This window comes from Streptomyces brevispora (genome assembly GCF_007829885.1).
Taxonomy (GTDB): Bacteria; Actinomycetota; Actinomycetes; order Streptomycetales; family Streptomycetaceae; genus Streptomyces; species Streptomyces brevispora.
The window spans coordinates 1,794,210-1,812,266 of record NZ_VIWW01000001.1; the positions used below are offsets into that span (position 1 = coordinate 1,794,210).

At 71.5% G+C, this 18,057-nt stretch carries 16 protein-coding genes and 2 pseudogenes; 13 read left to right on the forward strand and 5 right to left on the reverse strand.

Features of this window, described 5'->3' with window-relative positions; translation table 11 throughout:
• Positions 1-303: 303 nt before the first annotated feature.
• From FHX80_RS08315 to FHX80_RS08325, 3 genes are read left to right on the forward strand one after another with little or no spacing between them, the layout of a single operon-like run.
• A complete protein-coding gene (locus FHX80_RS08315; protein ID WP_145763613.1) occupies positions 304-1,461 on the forward strand; it encodes an acyl-CoA dehydrogenase family protein in 1,158 nt (385 codons plus the stop codon).
• Between the two features lie 18 nt (positions 1,462-1,479).
• Positions 1,480-2,367 carry an acyl-CoA thioesterase gene (locus FHX80_RS08320; protein WP_145763614.1) on the forward strand — a complete coding sequence of 296 codons (888 nt, stop codon included), beginning with the start codon at positions 1,480-1,482 and terminating at the stop codon, positions 2,365-2,367.
• Positions 2,368-2,405: 38 nt separating this feature from the next.
• Entirely contained in the window at positions 2,406-3,443 is a 1,038-nt protein-coding gene (locus FHX80_RS08325; RefSeq protein ID WP_145763615.1) for a cation diffusion facilitator family transporter, read from the forward strand.
• A gap of 21 nt (positions 3,444-3,464) precedes the next feature.
• On the opposite strand, the gene FHX80_RS08330 is transcribed toward FHX80_RS08325, so the two are convergent.
• The 5 genes from FHX80_RS08330 to FHX80_RS08350 all read right to left on the reverse strand — a co-directional run bounded on the left by FHX80_RS08330 (position 3,465) and on the right by FHX80_RS08350 (position 8,386).
• Positions 3,465-3,683 carry a DoxX family protein gene (locus FHX80_RS08330; protein ID WP_145763616.1) on the reverse strand — a complete coding sequence of 73 codons (219 nt, stop codon included), beginning with the start codon at positions 3,681-3,683 and terminating at the stop codon, positions 3,465-3,467.
• A 12-nt stretch (positions 3,684-3,695) separates the two neighbouring features.
• Positions 3,696-4,475, reverse strand: a complete 780-nt coding sequence (locus tag FHX80_RS08335; RefSeq protein WP_123471248.1) for a phosphatase — start codon at positions 4,473-4,475, stop codon at positions 3,696-3,698.
• 107 nt (positions 4,476-4,582) lie between these two features.
• Positions 4,583-6,106 carry a DUF6056 family protein gene (locus tag FHX80_RS08340; RefSeq protein WP_145763617.1) on the reverse strand — a complete coding sequence of 508 codons (1,524 nt, stop codon included), beginning with the start codon at positions 6,104-6,106 and terminating at the stop codon, positions 4,583-4,585.
• 64 nt (positions 6,107-6,170) lie between these two features.
• Positions 6,171-7,598: a glycosyltransferase gene (locus tag FHX80_RS08345; protein WP_145763618.1), complete on the reverse strand. Its 1,428-nt coding sequence runs from the start codon at positions 7,596-7,598 to the stop codon at positions 6,171-6,173.
• Between the two features lie 143 nt (positions 7,599-7,741).
• Positions 7,742-8,386: an SACE_7040 family transcriptional regulator gene (locus FHX80_RS08350; RefSeq protein ID WP_145763619.1), complete on the reverse strand. Its 645-nt coding sequence runs from the start codon at positions 8,384-8,386 to the stop codon at positions 7,742-7,744.
• 117 nt (positions 8,387-8,503) lie between these two features.
• On the opposite strand from FHX80_RS08350, the gene FHX80_RS08355 reads away from it, so the two are divergent.
• From FHX80_RS08355 to FHX80_RS08395, 10 genes and pseudogenes are all read left to right on the forward strand, one after another.
• Positions 8,504-10,111, forward strand: coding sequence for a carboxyl transferase domain-containing protein (locus FHX80_RS08355; RefSeq protein WP_145763620.1), 1,608 nt, complete (start codon positions 8,504-8,506; stop codon positions 10,109-10,111).
• Positions 10,112-10,124: 13 nt separating this feature from the next.
• Positions 10,125-12,203: an ATP-binding protein gene (locus FHX80_RS08360; protein ID WP_145763621.1), complete on the forward strand. Its 2,079-nt coding sequence runs from the start codon at positions 10,125-10,127 to the stop codon at positions 12,201-12,203.
• Positions 12,200-13,150 carry a hydroxymethylglutaryl-CoA lyase gene (locus tag FHX80_RS08365; protein ID WP_145763622.1) on the forward strand — a complete coding sequence of 317 codons (951 nt, stop codon included), beginning with the start codon at positions 12,200-12,202 and terminating at the stop codon, positions 13,148-13,150. Before FHX80_RS08360 ends, FHX80_RS08365 begins: the two co-directional genes overlap by 4 nt.
• Positions 13,151-13,179: 29 nt before the next feature.
• Entirely contained in the window at positions 13,180-14,346 is a 1,167-nt protein-coding gene (locus tag FHX80_RS08370; protein ID WP_145763623.1) for an acyl-CoA dehydrogenase family protein, read from the forward strand.
• A 190-nt stretch (positions 14,347-14,536) separates the two neighbouring features.
• Positions 14,537-14,779 (forward strand): annotated as a pseudogene (locus FHX80_RS08375) (UTRA domain-containing protein); the annotation flags it as partial.
• 51 nt (positions 14,780-14,830) lie between these two features.
• Positions 14,831-15,130 (forward strand): annotated as a pseudogene (locus FHX80_RS08380) (YdcF family protein); the annotation flags it as partial.
• A 36-nt stretch (positions 15,131-15,166) separates the two neighbouring features.
• Positions 15,167-15,355: a DUF6194 family protein gene (locus tag FHX80_RS36555; protein ID WP_341874040.1), complete on the forward strand. Its 189-nt coding sequence runs from the start codon at positions 15,167-15,169 to the stop codon at positions 15,353-15,355.
• A 63-nt stretch (positions 15,356-15,418) separates the two neighbouring features.
• Positions 15,419-15,982 (forward strand): histidine phosphatase family protein, encoded by a 564-nt coding sequence (locus FHX80_RS08385; protein WP_145763624.1) that lies wholly within the window; start codon positions 15,419-15,421, stop codon positions 15,980-15,982.
• Between the two features lie 146 nt (positions 15,983-16,128).
• Complete coding sequence (locus FHX80_RS08390) at positions 16,129-16,770, forward strand: GNAT family N-acetyltransferase (RefSeq protein ID WP_208764602.1); 642 nt, start codon at positions 16,129-16,131, stop codon at positions 16,768-16,770.
• Positions 16,771-16,942: 172 nt separating this feature from the next.
• The gene (locus FHX80_RS08395) at positions 16,943-17,926 is read left to right on the forward strand and encodes an ABC transporter substrate-binding protein (protein WP_145767150.1); all 984 of its coding nucleotides are present in this window, start codon (positions 16,943-16,945) and stop codon (positions 17,924-17,926) included.
• Positions 17,927-18,057: the final 131 nt, after the last annotated feature.

An 18,057-nucleotide genomic window follows, 5' to 3' on the forward strand; every position in this document is an offset into this window, starting at 1 on the left:
GGTGTCCGTTTCCGGTCGCCGCAGGGCCTGTCGCCTGTGCCCGAGCAGACCGCGGCGACAGCCCGCACGGCGTTCGGACGGCGTTCGGACGGCGGATGGACCAGAAGCGGGGTGCCGACGACGAGGGCGGTTCCCGTGGACCTCGCCCCCGCAGGCGTGCTCAGCATCACCCTGGACAGCTCCATGACTGACGGGTAACTTTTGACCATGGCTGAGCAAGCGCTTAGCCATGCTGTCGAAGTCGAGACACCCGAGGCAGCCGAGACAACCGACACCGCTGACAGCCGACCAGGGAGGCACCCCGTGCGCCGTACGGTATTCAACGAGGACCACGAGGCGTTCCGGGAGACCATCCGCGCCTTCATCGCGGCCGAGGTCGTGCCGGTGTACGACGAGTGGTTCGCCGCCGGCGTGGTGCCGCGCGAGTTCTACGGCAAGCTCGGCGAACTGGGTGTCTTCGGCATCAACGTGGACGAGGAGTACGACGGCGCGGGCATCGACTCGCACAAGTACGAGGCCGTCATCTACGAGGAGACCGCCCGCGCGGGCGTCTCCTTCGGCGGTTCCGGGGTGCACACGCTGCTCGGCCTTCCCTACATCAAGATGCTCGCCACCGACGAGCAGAAGAAGCGCTGGCTGCCGAAGTTCACCACCGGCGAGGAGATGTGGGCCCTGGCGATGACCGAGCCGGGCACCGGCTCCGACGTCGCGGGCATGAAGACCAGCGCCAAGCTCTCCGAGGACGGCACGCACTACGTCCTCAACGGCGCCAAGACCTTCATCACCGGTGGTGTGCACGCCGACCGGGTCATCGTCTGCGCCCGCACCTCCGCCCCGCGCGAGGACGACCGCCGCTTCGGTATCTCGCTCTTCGCCGTCGACACCAAGTCCGCGGGCTACTCCGTCGGCCGCAAGCTCGACAAGCTCGGTCTGCGCACCTCCGACACCGCCGAGCTGGCGTTCGTCGACGTCAAGGTCCCGGCCGAGGATCTGCTCGGCGAGGAGAACAAGGGCTTCGGCTACCTCGGCACCAACCTGGCCTCCGAGCGCTGGGGCATCGCCTTCGGGGCGTACGCACAGGCCGCCGCCGCCGTCCGGTTCGCCAAGGAGTACGTCCAGGACCGCACCGTCTTCGGCAAGACCGTCGCCTCGTTCCAGAACACCAAGTTCGAGCTGGCCGCCTGCCAGGCCGAGGTGGACGCGGCCCAGGCCGTCGCCGACCGCGCGCTGGAGGCGCTGGACCAGGGCGAGCTGACCGCCGCCGAGGCCGCCTCCGCGAAGCTGTTCTGCACCGAGGTCGCGCACCGCGTCATCGACCGCTGCCTCCAGCTGCACGGCGGCTACGGCTTCATGAACGAGTACCCGATCGCCCGCCTGTACGCGGACAACCGGGTCAACCGCATCTACGGCGGCACCAGCGAGGTCATGAAGTCGATCATCGCCAAGTCCATGGGCCTGTAGAGCGGCTACGTTCTCTCCATGAGCACAGCACCTGACTCCCTGCTCGATCTGCTCCAGCTGCTCGACCTGGAGCAGATCGAGCGGGACATCTTCCGGGGCACGAGCCGTTCGGCACTCGTGCCCCGTGTCTTCGGCGGACAGGTCGCGGCCCAGGCGCTCGTCGCCGCGGGGCGCACCGTCCCCGCCGACCGGACCGCCCACTCCCTGCACTCGTACTTCCTGCGGATGGGCGACCCGGGCGCGCCGATCGTCTACAGCGTCGACCGCATCCGGGACGGGCGTTCCTTCACCACCCGGCGGGTCGTCGCCGTCCAGCACGGGCAGCCGATCTTCCACCTCTCCGCGTCCTTCCAGACGTACGAGGAGGGCCTGGAGCACCAGGCGGACATGCCACCCGCTCCCGACCCGGAGACCCTTCCCACCGCCGCCGAGATGCTGCCTCGCTACGCGGACCGGTTCAGCGATCCGGGTGTCGTGGACCGGCTGATCGAGGCGCGGGCCGCGGTCGATCTGCGGTACGTGGACGCCCCGCCGTTCGGCACCGTCGGCGAACCGCGCGAGCCCCGCTCGCAGGTGTGGTTCCGTACCAACGGCAAGCTGGCGGACGACCCGCTGCTGCACGTCTGCATGGCGACGTACGTCTCCGACATGACGCTGCTCGACTCGGTGCTCCTCGCCCACGGGCGCGGCGGCTGGGCGGTCGGCGACGTCGTCGGCGCGAGCCTGGACCACGCGATGTGGTTCCACCGGCCGTTCCGGGCCGACGAGTGGCTGCTGTACGACCAGGAGTCGCCGTCCGCGTCCGGCGGGCGCGGGCTGGGCCAGGCCCGTATCTACACGCAGGACGGCCGGCTGGCGATCACCGTCATCCAGGAGGGCGTCATCCGGGTCCCCCGCGGCCACTGAACAGGACGCCGCGCATCAACTCCGACATACTCCCCAGCATGAGCGAGGCGCGTGCTGATGGCGGGGAGTCCGGTACGGGGAACGGCGCGGCGAGCGGTGGCGAGTCCACGTTCACCGTCCTCGTCGCCGCGGCCGCCAACCTCGGCATCGCCGTGGCGAAGGCCGTGGCGGGGGTGATCAGCGGATCGAGCGCGATGCTCTCCGAGGCGGCCCACTCGGTCGCCGACACCGTCACCGAGGTGCTGCTGCTCACCGCGCTCAAGCGCAGCGAGAAGCCCGCCGACGAGGAACACCCGCTGGGGTACGGCCCCGAGCGGTACATCTGGGCGATGCTCGCCTCCGTCGCCACCTTCGTCGGCGGCGCGGTCTTCTCGGTCTACGACGGAGTGCACACCCTGATCGCGGGCGAGGATCTCGGCGACCCGCTCGTCTCGTACATCGTGCTGGGCGTGGCGTTCCTGCTGGAGGGCTACTCGCTGCGCACCGGGCTGCGGCAGGTGCGCGGGGAAGCCGTCCGGCTGGGGACTCCCGCCACTCGCTACTTCCGGCTCACCCCGGACACCGCCGTCAAGGCCGTCGTGATGGAGGACTCGGCGGCTCTGGTGGGTCTGCTGCTGGCCGCGGGCGGGCTGCTCGGGGGTCAGGTGTCGGGCTCCGGGGTCTGGGACGGTGTCGCGTCGATCCTGATCGGCGCGCTGCTCGTGTACGTGGCCTGGGTGCTCGGCCGGTCCAACGCCCAGTTGCTGATCGGCCGGCCGGTGTCGCACTCGATGCGGGCGGGGGTGCGGGAGGAACTGCTGACGGTGCCGCACATCATCGACGTACTGGAGCTGACGACGCTCATCCAGGGCCCGGCCGAGATCCTGATCGCCGCGAAGATCGACTTCCGGGACGTTGCCAGCGCCGAGGAGGTCGAGTGGGCCTGCGAGGAGGCCGAGCAGCAGTTGCGGGAGCGGTATCCGTCGATCCGGCGGGTCTATCTGGACCCGACGCCGGGGCTCGAACAGCGGCGCCGGGCCCGCGCCGCCGGGGGAAACCCGATGGCCGGGCCCGGTGAGGGTGAAGGAGCGGGCTGAACCGGGGCCGGACCGGTCGGGTCACCAGGCCGGGGCGAGCACCGCGGCCGCTGCCGCCAGCACGACGAGCGCGGCGTTCAGACCGGTCTGCCTGGCCTCGCCCCGGGACAGGTGCAGGCCCGCCGCCATCACCTGGAGCACCACCAGGCCGATCGCGGCCGCGATCCCGAGGCCGGGCACGATGCCCGTGAGCGGCGGCAGTACGAGGCCGGCGGCACCAAGGATCTCGACGACGCCGATGGCCCGTACCGCTCAGAGCAGTCCGGCCGCCTCCAGCAGGTAGTCCGTCATCGGGTCGTAGAAGCGCGGGTCCAGCACGTGGTCGTCCAGCGGGACGGCCACCTGGAGGGTCCCCTCGGACTCCCCCAGGAACAGCGCCGGGTCGTTGCAGTCCGCGTATCCGATGGCGTCCAGCCCGCGCTGCGCCGCGCACCCGGCCCAGCCGTGGTCGGCGACGACCAGGTCGGGCATGGGGCGCCCCTCCCGCTCCATGCCGTCCAGGATCGCCGCCATCGGGGCCGGGGAGTGGGTGTGCCAGAGGGTCGCGCCGCGCTCCTGCACGGCGACGTCCGCGAACTGGAAGACCATGCCCTCGTCCGCCATCAGCCCGGACGGGATCCGGACGATCTCGCAGCCGGCGGTCCGCAGGGCGGCCGCCGTCTGCCGGTGGACGTCCAGCAGACCGCCCGGGTGGCCGGTGGCGAACAGCACCCGCTCGTTCCCGTCGGCCGCCTTGCGCAGCCGGGCCGCCGCGCGCTCCAGGGCGTCGACGGTCAGCTCGGGGTCGATGGTGTCCTGGCCGAACCGGTGCTCCGGGTCGTCGCTGACCCCGCACCGCTCGGCCATCACGGCCAGCACGTCCTGCTCGTCGCGCCACCGGTCGCCGAGTTCCAGGCCCAGCCAGAAGTGGCGGTCGCCGTTGGCGAGCTTGCGGTAGTGGGAGAGGTTGTTGTCACGCGGGGTCGCGACGTCTCCGGCTATACGCGTGCGGACGAGATGTTCGACGAGGGCGGCGCGGCTGGGTATCGGCATGCACCCATTGTGCCGTCAGGGATGCGCTGCGTGTCGTTCGTATGAGGTGGTTGGCGTTCGCGGGTCCGGAAACGAGGGAGGGAGGCGGTGGAGCCGGGCCGGTTGCGTCAGCGTGTCGGCCCGGGAGCCGGCCGGGTCGCGTAGGTGATCCGCTTCAGGTGGTAGTACTGGGCCGTGCAGGCGGCCGGCCACACGCTGCGGCCGTGGTTGCCGAACGGGTCGCGCATCTGCCCGACCGAGGCCGGTACGTACGGCAGGACCTCGGCGCCCCCGGCCACCTCCTCGCGCAGCAGCCGGTCCTGGCGGTCCCAGTGCCGGGCCCGGACGTCCATGTCGTGTGCCAGGCCGGCCAGTGGCACGGCCAGCCCCACACAGACCGCCGCACAGAGCACCGCCGCCGTTCCCGTCGCGGCGGCGGTTCCCCGCCCCCGGGCGCGCAGCGCGGCGCCGAGCAGGGCGCCGATCCCGGCGAGCAGCAGCACGTACCCGAAGAGGTAGTCGTTCCAGGTGCGGGTGCCGTACGACATCATGCTGTGCGGGAAGGCGGGAAGGGTGATGAGGGTGCAGAGGTACCCGGACACCAGGAACGCCGCCACACCGGCCAGCGCCGGGACCAGCGGCCGGGTGCGCGTCGGGCTCCCGTCCCCGGCCGGGTCGCTCTCGCGCATCAGCAGGCCCAGCAGGATGCCGACGGCCAGCGCGCCGAGGTAGGTCCAGGTGGTGAGCACGGCCCCCAGGATGTCGCCGAACGCCCGCAGCGCGCCGGCCAGCGACCCGGGGTCGAAGACGGACGTGGCGCCGGTGTCGAACCGGTCGCGGCGGGCACGGGACCCCGGCGACGTGTAGAGGATGATCATCCCCGTGACCACGGCGGCCAGCGCGACGCCGCACCAGAGCCGGGTGTACCCGCGGGCAGGGCCGGGCCGCGACCGGAGGCTGAGCAGCAGAGCGGTGCAGAGCAGGACGACCGCGACGATCGAGGTCCCCTCCGAGAGGGTCCCGACGAAGAGCCCGGCCACGACGGCGACACCCAGCGCGAAGATCCGCCCCCGGCGCGACCGGGCCCGGAGCAGCGGGATCACCGCCGCGGCGGCCAGTGCCGGGGCGACGGTGTGCGAGACGGAGGAGGCGGGCCAGTAGAACGTCTTGTACGTGTTGGGGGTGGCGAAGAGGAACACCACCGCGGTCATCGCCGCGACGAGCAGCGGCACCCCGCGCGGCGCGGTCCGCCCGGCGCTGCGCAGGGCGGACGCGGTCACGGCCCACACCACGGCCAGGATCAGCAGCCCGCTGGCCGTGGCGTACCACTGCTGGCCGGCCACGCCGCCCGCCCCGTAGAGCGCGACCATCAGCGCGTTGGCGATGCGCCCGTTGTCGTGCAGGTAGAACTTCCCGATCATGCCGGAGACGCCGTCGTCGCGCAGCACCGGCAGGAAGCACCAGTCGTCGCCGCCCGGCCGCACCAGCCTGCCGATCCAGAAGGACCCGGCCAGCAGGGCCAGCGGGAAGACGGTGAGTGCGGCGGCCAGGAGCGGCGTGCGGGGCTTCGGGGCCTGTTCGTCGTGCTGCCGGTGGGGCGCATCGTCCGTCGTCGGCGGGGTGTCCGATGTTCCCGATGCTTCCGCGGTCATGGATGTGCCGGTGCCCTTCGTGCGGTGCCGCTGCGTACGTGATCCGTGCCGGTGCCGTGGGGGGTCAGTCGCCGGAGCGGCCGGCCCGGGCGCCGGCCAGCGGTTCCGGTTGCCGGGACACGGCCGCGCCGGAGGTGATCGCCCAGCGGGCGAGCAGGAAGGAGAACGGGGTGGCGAGAATTCCGGCGATCAGGGCGGCGATGTTCTTTCCCATGCCCAGATGGCTCACTCCGACATAGAGCAGCACCCCGGACAGGACGAGATTGACGAGGCTCGACAGCGGAAAGCGGACGAAGGCCCGCCAGGTCGGACTGGTCCGGCAGGTGATGTAGGAGTTGAGTAGGAAAGAACCGATAATACTGACGCAATAGCCGATGACATGGGCGGTCAGATACGGAATCCAGCGGTTGAGCGTCGCGTACACGCCCAGATAGACCGCCGTATTGACGACGCCGATCATGGCGAAGGTGAGGAATTGGCGCACGGTCCGGCCCCGGCCCGATCCATAGGCACTCGAGCCGCCGCCCCTCACCCGTAACGGCCGGTCGGGTGCGGCGGGAGCCGGCTGTTCGCTGGATTCCCGGATCAGGTAGTGCGGACGGTTCTTCGTCTCGCCGTAGATCCGGCCGACGTACTCACCGACGATGCCGAGCGTGGCCAGCTGGATCCCGCCGAGCGCGACGACGGCGGTGAGCAGGGTGGTGTAGCCGGGCACCCCCACCCCGTTGCGCGCCACCTCCACGATGATCCACACGGCGTACCCCATGGCCGCCAGGGCCATCAGGAGGCCGGCGTAGATGGCCAGCCGCAGGGGGCGGTTGTTGAAGGAGATCAGCCCGTCGATGCCGTAGTTGAGCAGCCGTCTGCCGCCCCACTTCGAGCGCCCCGCCACCCGCTGGGCGTTGTGGTAGGTGAAGCTGGTGGTGTCGAAGCCGATCCAGGAGAAGATCCCCTTGGAGAACCGGTTGGACTCGGGGAGCGCGAGGACGCTGTCCACCGCGCGGCGGGACAGCAGCCGGAAGTCCCCCTCGCCGTCGACCACCGACACGTCCATGAAGTGCCCCATGGCGCGGTAGTAGGAACGGCTGACGAACGAACGCAGGGCCCCCTCGCCCTCGCGGTCGCGCCGGGCGATCACCTGGTCGTATCCGTGCCGGCTCAACTCCAGCATGCGGGGCAGCAGTTCGGGCGGGTGCTGAAGGTCGGCGTCCATGAGCACCACGGACTCCCCGCGGGCCATCCGGAGTCCGGCGAGCATGGCGGCCTCCTTGCCGAAATTGCGGCTGAAGGCGGTGTAGCGGACCCGTTCGTCGACGGCGGCCAGATGGATCAGCTGGGCCCGGGTGAGATCTTCGCTGCCGTCGTCGACATAGCAGACCTCGAAGCTCTTCCCGGTCGGTTCGAGGACGGCGACCAGCGCGCAGTGAAACGCCTTGACGGCCTCGTCCTCGTTATAGCAAGGGACGACGATCGATACCTGGCAGTTTTTCATTCAATTCCCCATGAGGCGCGGACGCGACCGTGCCGAAGCCTATGTCCGTATCCTCCCGAAACGACTCAGGCTAAAGGGGTTCGCGGGGAAATGTTGGCGCGGACATCCGCGACCGGTGGCCCGCGGCGCGTTTTCCGGCCGGCCTATTCCGGAACACCGTCCAGCGGCGGCCGCGCGCCGCCCGCCGCCGCGAACGCGCCCCGGGCCAGCCGGTGCAGCAGCGCCGCCGTGTCCGCGCGGTCGGGCAGGGCGCCGGGGCGGCCCAGGTGCGGGGTGGAGTTCAGCAGGCCGAAGACCGCGTGCACCGTGGCGCGCGCCTCGTGCTCGGGGAGGTCCGGGTAGAGGTCGCGGACCACGCCGACCCACACCTCGACGTACTGCCGCTGGAGCCGGCGCACCCGCTTGCGGTCGGTGTCCCGCAGGCGGTCCAGCTCACGGTCGTGCAGGGTGATCAGGGGGCGGTCGTCGAGGGCGAAGTCGATGTGGCCCTCGATGAGCGCGTCCAGGAGCGCCTCGCGCGACCCGTCGCGGGAGGCGGCGTCCTCGGACACCCGCAGCTCCCCGCCGGCCAGTAGCCGCTCGCTGATGCCGACCAGCAGCTCGGCGAGCATCGCGTCCTTGCCGGGGAAGTGACGGTAGAGGCCGGGGCCGCTGATGCCGACGGCGGCGCCTATCTCATCGACGCCGACGCCGTGGAAGCCGCGCTCGGCGAAGAGGCGCGCGGCCTCCTTGAGGATCTGCTCACGGCGGGTGGGAGCCGCGACGCGGGCGGCGGCATGAGTGCTCATGACCAGTCATTCTAGACAGGGGGGTTAGCGGTCGTTAACCTGAAGAGGCGTTAACGCTCATTAACGGCCGCGGGCAGGGCCGTCACCACAGCGGTACGGGCAAGGGGGCTCGACAGGATGCAGCAGGCACCGGTGCTGACGAGCGCGGCCGATCCCGCCTCCGAGGCCTGGCAGGCCAACGAGGCGGCGCATCACGCGCTCGCCGACGAGCTGCGCAAGCGGCTCGCCATGGCCAGACTCGGCGGGGGTGAGAAGGCCCGCGCCCGGCATGTGGCGCGCGGCAAGCTGCTGCCCCGGGAGCGGGTGGACACCCTGCTCGATCCGGGCTCACCCTTCCTGGAGCTGGCCCCGCTGGCGGCCGAGGGGCTGTACGGGGGCGCTGCCCCGGCGGCCGGGGTGATCGCCGGAATCGGGCGGGTCAGCGGCCGGGAGTGCGTGATCGTCGCCAATGACGCGACCGTCAAGGGCGGCACGTACTACCCGATGACCGTGAAGAAGCACCTGCGGGCCCAGGAGGTGGCGCTGGAGAACCGGCTGCCCTGTCTGTACCTGGTGGACTCGGGCGGCGCGTTCCTGCCGATGCAGGACGAGGTGTTCCCGGACCGGGAGCACTTCGGGCGGATCTTCTACAACCAGGCCCGGATGTCCGGGGCCGGCATCCCGCAGATCGCCGCTGTGCTGGGGTCCTGCACGGCCGGCGGGGCGTACGTCCCCGCGATGAGCGACGAGGCCGTGATCGTCCGGAACCAGGGGACGATCTTCCTGGGCGGGCCGCCGCTGGTGAAGGCCGCGACGGGCGAGGTCGTGACGGCCGAGGAGCTGGGCGGCGGCGAGGTCCACTCCCGTACGTCCGGCGTCACCGATCACCTCGCCGAGGACGACGCGCACGCCCTGCGGATCGTGCGGAACATCGTGGCGACCCTGCCGGACCGGGGCGCGCTGCCCTGGTCCGTGCAGCCGGCCGACGAGCCGGAGGTCGATCCCGCCGGTCTGTACGGGGCCGTGCCCGTCGATTCGCGCACCCCGTACGACGTACGGGAGGTGATCGCCCGGGTCGTCGACGGATCGCGCTTCGCCGAGTTCAAGGCCGAGTACGGGACGACGCTGATCACCGGCTTCGCGCACATCCACGGCCATCCGGTGGGGATCGTCGCCAACAACGGCATCCTGTTCTCCGAGTCCGCCCAGAAGGGTGCGCACTTCATCGAGCTGTGCGACCAGCGCGGCATCCCGCTGGTCTTCCTCCAGAACATCTCCGGGTTCATGGTGGGCCGTGACTACGAGGCGGGCGGCATCGCCAAGCACGGCGCGAAGATGGTCACCGCCGTCGCCTGCACCCGGGTGCCGAAGCTGACCGTGGTGGTCGGCGGGTCCTACGGCGCGGGCAACTACTCGATGTGCGGCCGGGCCTACAGCCCCCGCTTCCTGTGGATGTGGCCGAACGCGAAGATCTCGGTCATGGGCGGCGAGCAGGCCGCGTCCGTCCTCGCCACGGTCAAGCGCGACCAGCTGGGCGACGACTGGAGCACCGAGGACGAGGAGTCGTTCAAGGCCCCGATCCGCGAGCAGTACGAGACCCAGGGCAACGCGTACTACGCCACCGCCCGGCTCTGGGACGACGGCGTGATCGACCCGATGGAGACCCGGCAGGTGCTGGGGCTCGCCCTGACCGCCTGCGGCAACGCCCCGCTGGGCGACGCCGGTTTCGGCGTCTTCCGGATGTGAGGAAGAGATGACGATGTTCGACACTGTCCTCGTCGCCAACCGCGGCGAGATCGCGGTCCGGGTCATCCGGACGCTGCGCGAGCTGGGGGTGCGCTCGGTCGCCGTCTTCAGCGACGCGGACGCGGACGCCCGGCACGTGCGGGAGGCCGACACGGCGGTACGGATCGGCCCCGCACCCGCCGCCGAGAGCTATCTGAGCGTGGACCGGCTGCTGGAGGCCGCCCGCCGCACGGGCGCGCAGGCCGTCCACCCCGGCTACGGCTTCCTCGCGGAGAACGCGGGCTTCGCCCAGGCCTGCGCGGACGCGGGGCTGGTCTTCATCGGGCCGCCCGCCGCCGCCATCTCGCTGATGGGCGACAAGATCCGGGCCAAGGAGACGGTCGCCGCGGCCGGTGTCCCGGTCGTGCCCGGTTCCACCGGGAGCGATCTGACCGATGGTCAACTGGCCGACGCGGCCCATGAGATCGGCATGCCGGTGCTGCTGAAGCCCTCGGCGGGCGGCGGCGGCAAGGGCATGCGGCTGGTCCGCGACGCGGCGCTGCTCGCGGACGAGATCGCCGCGGCCCGGCGCGAGGCACGCGCCTCCTTCGGCGACGACACCCTGCTCGTGGAGCGGTGGATCGACCGGCCGCGCCACATCGAGATCCAGGTACTGGCGGACGGGCACGGCAACGTGGTGCACCTCGGCGAGCGCGAGTGCTCGCTCCAGCGCCGCCACCAGAAGATCATCGAGGAGGCGCCCTCGGTCCTGCTCGACAAGGAGACCCGGGCGGCGATGGGCGAGGCGGCCGTCCGGGCGGCCCGTTCCTGCGGCTACGCCGGCGCGGGCACGGTGGAGTTCATCGTCCCGGGCAACGACCCGGCCGCGTACTGCTTCATGGAGATGAACACCCGCCTCCAGGTGGAGCACCCGGTGACCGAGCTGATCACCGGCCTCGATCTGGTGGAGTGGCAGCTGCGGGTCGCGGCCGGTGAGCGGCTCCCGTACGGCCAGGGCGACATCACGCTCACCGGGCACGCCGTCGAGGCCCGGGTCTGCGCCGAGGACCCGGCCCGCGGCTTCCTGCCCTCCGGCGGCACCGTGCTGGCGCTGCGCGAGCCGCAGGGCGGCGGGGTGCGGACGGACTCGGGGCTCGGCGAGGGCGGCGAGGTCGGCAGCCTGTACGACCCGATGCTGTCGAAGGTGATCGCGTACGGCCCCGACCGGGCGACGGCCCTGCGCAGGCTGCGGGCTGCGCTCGCGGACACGGTGGTCCTGGGCGTCCCGACCAACGCGGGCTTTCTGCGCCGGCTGCTCGGCCACCCGGCCGTGGTGGCGGGCGATCTCGACACCGGTCTGGTGGAGCGCGAGGCGGACGCGCTGGTGCCGGACGGGGTGCCGGAGGAGGTGTACGCGGCGGCCGCGCTGCTGCGGCAGCACTCCCCCGCCGCCGCCGGCCCGCACACCTGGGCCGACCCGTTCTCGGCCGGTGACGGCTGGCGCCTCGGCGGCACCCCGGCCCGGACGGTGCGGCACTTCCGGATTCCCGGTCACGACCCGGTCCAGGTGGGTCTGCGGCCGTGCGGCGCGGGCACCGAGCTGACCTTCGGCCATGTCGGCGAGGGCGCGCAGCCGCCGGCCCCCGACTCGGGCACCTGCGGACCGCTGGGCCCGCTGCCCGGCGGCGCCGAGACGGCCCGGCTGCTCACTGCGGACGGGCAGCGCGTCACCCTCGAACTGGCCGGTGTCACGCACTCGTTCGCCCATGCCGCGTCCCCGCAGGGCCGCTGGCTCGGCCGGGACGGCGACACCTGGCACGTCCGGGACCACGACCCGGTGGAGGCGTCACTGACCGGCGCCGCCCGCTCCGGGGCGGACACCCTCGCCGCGCCCATGCCCGGCACCGTCACGGTGGTGAAGGTGGCCGTCGGCGACGAGGTCGTGGCCGGGCAGAGCCTGCTGGTGGTGGAGGCGATGAAGATGGAGCACGTCATCTCCGCCCCGCACGCCGGAACCGTCACCGAACTCGACGTCATGGCCGGGACCACGGTCGCCATGGATCAGGTACTGGCCGTGGTCACCCCGGCGACCGTCACCGGGGAGGAAGTATGAGCGCCGACCGCACCCTGCCGATGACGGTGGCCGCACCGGAGCTGCCCGCCCGGATCCGGATCCACGAGGTCGGCGCCCGCGACGGGCTCCAGAACGAGAAGACGGTCGTGCCGACCGCGATCAAGGCGGAGTTCATCCGCCGGCTCGCGGTCGCCGGGCTCTCCACGATCGAGGCGACGAGCTTCGTCCACCCCAAGTGGGTGCCCCAACTGGCCGACGCCGAGCAGCTGTTCCCGCTGCTCGGCGAGATCGCGGACGTGGGTGACGTGGCGCTCCCGGTCCTGGTGCCGAACGAGCGGGGGCTGGACCGGGCGCTGGTCCTCGGCGCCCGCCGGATCGCCGTCTTCGGGTCCGCGACGGAGACGTTCGCCGCCCGCAACCTCAACCGCACCGTCGATGAGTCGCTCGCCATGTTCGAGCCCGTCGTGGCCCGCGCCAAGGCGGACAGGGTGCATGTGCGCGGCTATCTGTCGATGTGTTTCGGCGACCCGTGGGAGGGGGCCGTCCCGGTCGCCCAGGTCGTCCGGGTGGCGAGGGCGCTGATGGACCTCGGGTGCGACGAGCTCTCGCTCGGCGACACCATCGGCGTCGCCACACCGGGCCACGTCCGGGCGCTGCTCTCCGCACTGAACGAGGCGGGGGTGCCCACCGGAACGATCGGGGTGCACTTCCACGACACGTACGGGCAGGCCCTGTCCAACACCCTGGCCGCCCTCCAGCACGGCGTCACCACCGTGGACGCCTCCGCGGGCGGCCTCGGCGGCTGTCCGTACGCGAAGAGCGCGACCGGAAATCTGGCCACCGAGGATCTCGTGTGGATGCTCCAAGGCCTCGGCATCGAAACCGGGGTCGATCTCGACGCGCTCACCGCCACCAGCGTGTGGCTCGCCGAACAACTGGGCCGACCCAGCCCGTCCCGAACCGTCCGAGCACTCTCGGCGCAGTGAACCCAGTCCCACAAGGAGTGACAGCCCCCATGTCCCTGGACCACCGGCTGACCGCCGAGCACGAGGAACTGCGACGCACCGTCGAGGAGTTCGCGCACGACGTGGTCGCACCGAAGATCGGCGACTTCTACGAGCGCCATGAGTTCCCGTACGAGATCGTGCGGGAGATGGGGCGGATGGGCCTGTTCGGGCTGCCGTTCCCGGAGGAGTACGGCGGGATGGGCGGCGACTACCTCGCCCTCGGCATCGCGCTGGAGGAGCTGGCCCGAGTCGACTCGTCGGTGGCGATCACCCTGGAGGCCGGGGTCTCGCTCGGCGCGATGCCGGTGTTCCGCTTCGGCACCGAGGAGCAGAAGCAGCAGTGGCTGCCGAGGCTCTGCTCGGGCGAGGCGCTCGGCGCGTTCGGCCTGACCGAGCCGGACGCCGGTTCGGACGCGGGCGGCACCCGGACGACGGCCGTGCGCGACGAGGCGGCGGGCGAGTGGGTGATCAACGGCTCCAAGTGCTTCATCACCAACTCCGGCACGGACATCACGGAGTTGGTGACGGTCACCGCGGTGACCGGCCGCAAGGAGAACGGCGCCCCGCGCATCTCCTCGATCATCGTCCCGTCCGGCACCCCCGGTTTCACGGTCGCCGCCCCGTACTCCAAGGTCGGCTGGAACGCCTCGGACACCCGCGAGCTGTCCTTCAGCGACGTACGGGTGCCGCTGGGGAACCTGCTGGGCGAGGAGGGCCGCGGCTACGCGCAGTTCCTGCGGATCCTGGACGAGGGCCGGATCGCCATCTCGGCGCTGTCGACGGGCCTCGCGCAGGGCTGTGTGGACGAGTCGGTGAAGTACGCGGCCGAGCGGCACGCCTTCGGGAAGCCGATCGGTGCCAACCAGGCGATCCAGTTCAAGATCGCCGACATGGAGATGCGGGCCCACATGGCCCGGATCGGCTGGCGGGACGCGGCCTCGCGGCTGCTGGCGGGCGAGCCGTTCAAGAAGGAGGCGGCGATCGCCAAGCTGTACTCCTCGACCGTGGCGGTGGACAACGCCCGGGACGCGACCCAGATCCACGGCGGCTACGGCTTCATGAACGAGTACCCGGTGGCCCGGATGTGGCGCGACTCCAAGATCCTGGAGATCGGCGAGGGCACCAGCGAGGTGCAGCGGATGCTGATCGCCCGGGAGCTCGGCCTGCCGGCCTGAGCCCGGGGACGGAGCGCCGGACGGGGCGGGCCCAGGCGCCGGGCCCGCCCCGTCCGCGCTTCCTTCCTCTCCAGACCGGTCAGCGGTTCAGACCCTTGTTCCGCTGCCTGTGCAGCGCGGCGATCGCCTGCGACTGTCGGCACTCGTACGCCGTGCCGGGTCGCACGGACGCCGAACGGCTCTGCCAGGTGAGACCGGTGGGGGGATCGACCACATGCGGAAGGAACTGTTCGCGCGCGCCTCGACTCCCGAGGAGACGAAACTGCTCATGCTGCCCAGCGGCGAACCGGTGGTCGAACTGCACAGGACCGCGTACACGGCCGACGGAACCGTCGTCGAGTTGGCGATAGGCGTGCACGCGGCCTCACGATTCAGATGGTCGTACGACTTCGACGTTCCGGACTCCGCGCACGGCGAAGGCGGCTCGCGATGATCTCCCACCGGTCCCGGTCCGACGCCCGGCTCCCGTGGGACCACCACCTGGATCAGCAAGCCGTACGAGTAACGGCGCGCCCACGCCACTGCGCGCAAGCTGTGGCCGGGGGTCTCGTTCGTGAGCGCGTCGGAACCGATCACGTTCGAGGAGTACCTGGCCTCCGTCCAGGACGACCGCATGGTCATCGACATGCTGGTCGGTACGTTGCAGCGGCTGCTGATCTACCCGGCCCAGGGCTTCATGGCCGCCGATCCGGTTCCCGGCGAGGTGACCGCCGCCTATGAGCGACTGCGCCGGGCGGGCTTCACGAGCCGGCTCGTCACGGGTGGAGCCGACACCGACCGTTGAGGCATCGCTACGCCCCCTCTCGACACCGGCAGGCCGATCGCAGGCCACGCGCCGAACGAACCGGCCCTCGATGACGCGCTCGGCACCACCGATGCCGTAAGGGCGCACCCCGTCCACGGCTCCGCCGGCCGGCTCGCGGTGGTCAATCCGGGCCCGGGGACGGAAAAGGCCACCCACGTACTGCTCCTCGGCGCGTGCGACCTCGCGCGGGCGCCTTACGTATGAGCGACGTACAGGGTGACGGCCAGGCTCTTTCACCCAATCGACGGCGGACATCCAGGAGCCTTGATGACAGTAGAGATCGTCTACGAGACCCACTCCACCACGACTGACAACGAGGCCGGTGTCGCTACCGGCTGGCTCCCGGGGGAGCTCTCCGACTTGGGCCGCCGCCAGGCCCGTGAACTGGGCGAGCGCCGGCCGGGCGACGGCTTCGCGGCCGTGTTCACCTCCGACCTGCGGCGGGCCGTCCAGACAGCCCGGACCGCTTACCCCGGCGGCCGGCTCCCGATCCATCAGGACATCCGGCTGCGTGAGTGCGATTACGGCGACCTCAACGGAACCCCTCGCCCCCACATCGCCGCCCGCCGCCTCCAGCACATCGACGTCCCGTTTCCCGGCGGCCAGAGCTACCGCCAAGTCGTCACGGCCACCCACGCCTTCCTCCACGACCTGGCCACCGGCTGGGACGGCGGCCGAATCCTGGTGATCGCCCACTCGGCCAACCAATGGGCACTGGAACACCTGCTCACGGGTACGCCCTTGGAGGCCCTGCTCCAAGCACCGCCGGCCTGGCGTCCGGGCCGGCGATACGAGCTGCCCGGAGACTGGCCGCCTACCGCAGCCGGGTGACCTCGCCCGCGCGTCCGCGGCGGGGGGCCCGCCGGGGGCGGACGGCGGAAGCGGATGCCCACCCGGCTCCCATCCCTCCGCCCGCCGCACCCGCTGCGCGGGCAATTCGTTCGACACCGGCCGCCTCGCCCCGGCAGTGTTCGTCCATGAAGCAGCGGCACTGGCCCCTGTACGGGCTCCGCATCCGCACCCCGCGTCTGGAGTTGCGCCTCCCGGACCTGGAGTTGCTGGACGAACTGGCCTCGGTCGCCGCCGACGGGGTGCACGCCCCGGACACCATGCCGTTCACCGTCCCCTGGACCGACGGCTCACCCGCCGATTCCGGCCGGGCGGTGTTCCAGCACGTGCTGGCCACCGTCGCCAACTGGTCACCCGAGAAATGGGCGTTGAGCCTCGCGGTGCTGCACGAGGGCCGGGTGGTCGGGCGGCAGGACGTGATGGCGAAGGACTTCGCGGTGACCGGCGAGGTGAGCACCGGGTCCTGGCTGGGGCTCAGGTACCAGGGGCGGGGCATCGGCACCGAGATGCGGGCCGCCGCGCTCCATCTCGCCTTCGCCGGTCTCGGGGCCCGTACGGCGGTCTCGTCCGCGATGACGGACAACCCGCGCTCGCTCGGCGTCTCGCGGCGGCTCGGCTACCTCCCGGACGGGCTGGAGGCCGCCGCGCTGCGGGGTGCGCCCGTCACGCTGCAACGGCTGCGGCTGGAGCGGGCACGCTGGGAGGAGCACCGCACGGTCGACGTCACGCTGGAGGGGCTCGACGCGTGCCGTGCGGAGTTCGGCGGGTGAGTGAGCCGGCCGGGCCCCGACCGGGGTGGGCGCCCGGCCGGGCCGGACGCACGTAAGGTTAGGCTAACCTTCCTCCGAACCGGCTCAAGGTCGGTCTCCGGCCCGTACGAAAGTGGACTCTGTCATGCGCACTGCCCGAGCGATCCGCCCCACCCGCCGTGGCCTGCTGGCCATGGGCGGCGCCGTAGGACTCGGTGCCGTCCTCGCCGCCTGCGGCGACAGCGACGGGAAGGACGCGGGTTCCGGCGGCTCCAAGAGCGCCGACGCCGGGCCGTGGAGCTTCAAGGACGACCGGGGGAAGACCGCCGAGGCCAAGTCCGTCCCGAAGAACATCGTCGCCTTCACCGGTGTCGCCGCCGCACTCCACGACTACGGCATCGAGGTCAAGGCCGTCTTCGGCCCGACGAAGACCAAGGACGGCAAAGCCGATGTGCAGGCCGGCGACCTGGACGTCAGCAAGGTCGAGATCCTCGGCAACGTCTGGGGCGAGTTCAACGTCGAGAAGTACGCGGCGCTCGGCCCGGAGCTGCTGGTCACGGCGATGTGGGAGAAGGACGCCCTCTGGTACGTGCCGGACCAGTCCAAGGACAAGATCCTGAAGCCGGCCCCGAGCGTCGCCCTGTGGGCGGCCCGGACCACGATCCCCAAGGCCATCCAGCGCCACGAGGACCTCGCCGAATCGCTCGGCGCCGACGTGAGGGCCAAGGCGGTCACGGACGCCAAGGCCCGCTTCGAGAAGGCCGCGGCCCGGCTGCGCGCCGCCGCGAAGTCCAAGCCGGACCTCAAGGTCCTGATCGGCTCGGCCAGCCAGGACCTCTTCTACGTCACCCTCGCGAAGACGGCCGCGGACACCCTGTACTTCCAGGAGCTGGGCGTGAAGTTCGTCGAGCCGAAGGTGAACTCGGCGGGCTTCTTCGAGGAGCTGAGCTGGGAGAACGTCGACAAGTACCAGGCCGACATCATCATGATGGACAACCGGTCATCGGCACTCCAGCCCGAGGCCCTGACCTCCAGGCCGACCTGGACGCGGCTGCCCGCCGTCAAGGCCGGCCAGGTCATCCCCCGTACCACCGAGCCGATCTTCAGCTACGACAAGTGCGCACCGATCCTCGAAGACCTCGCGAAGGCCATCGAGGACGCCAAGAAGGCCGCCTGACCAGGACGGCCGCCGCTGCCACGACCCGGGGGGCAGTCGGAACCAGTCGTTCCGGTCGATGACCAGGGCAACTGGTTCGCCGCCTGCGGACACTTCCGGCCGACGTACCGGCCGTGCTGCGCTCGTACACG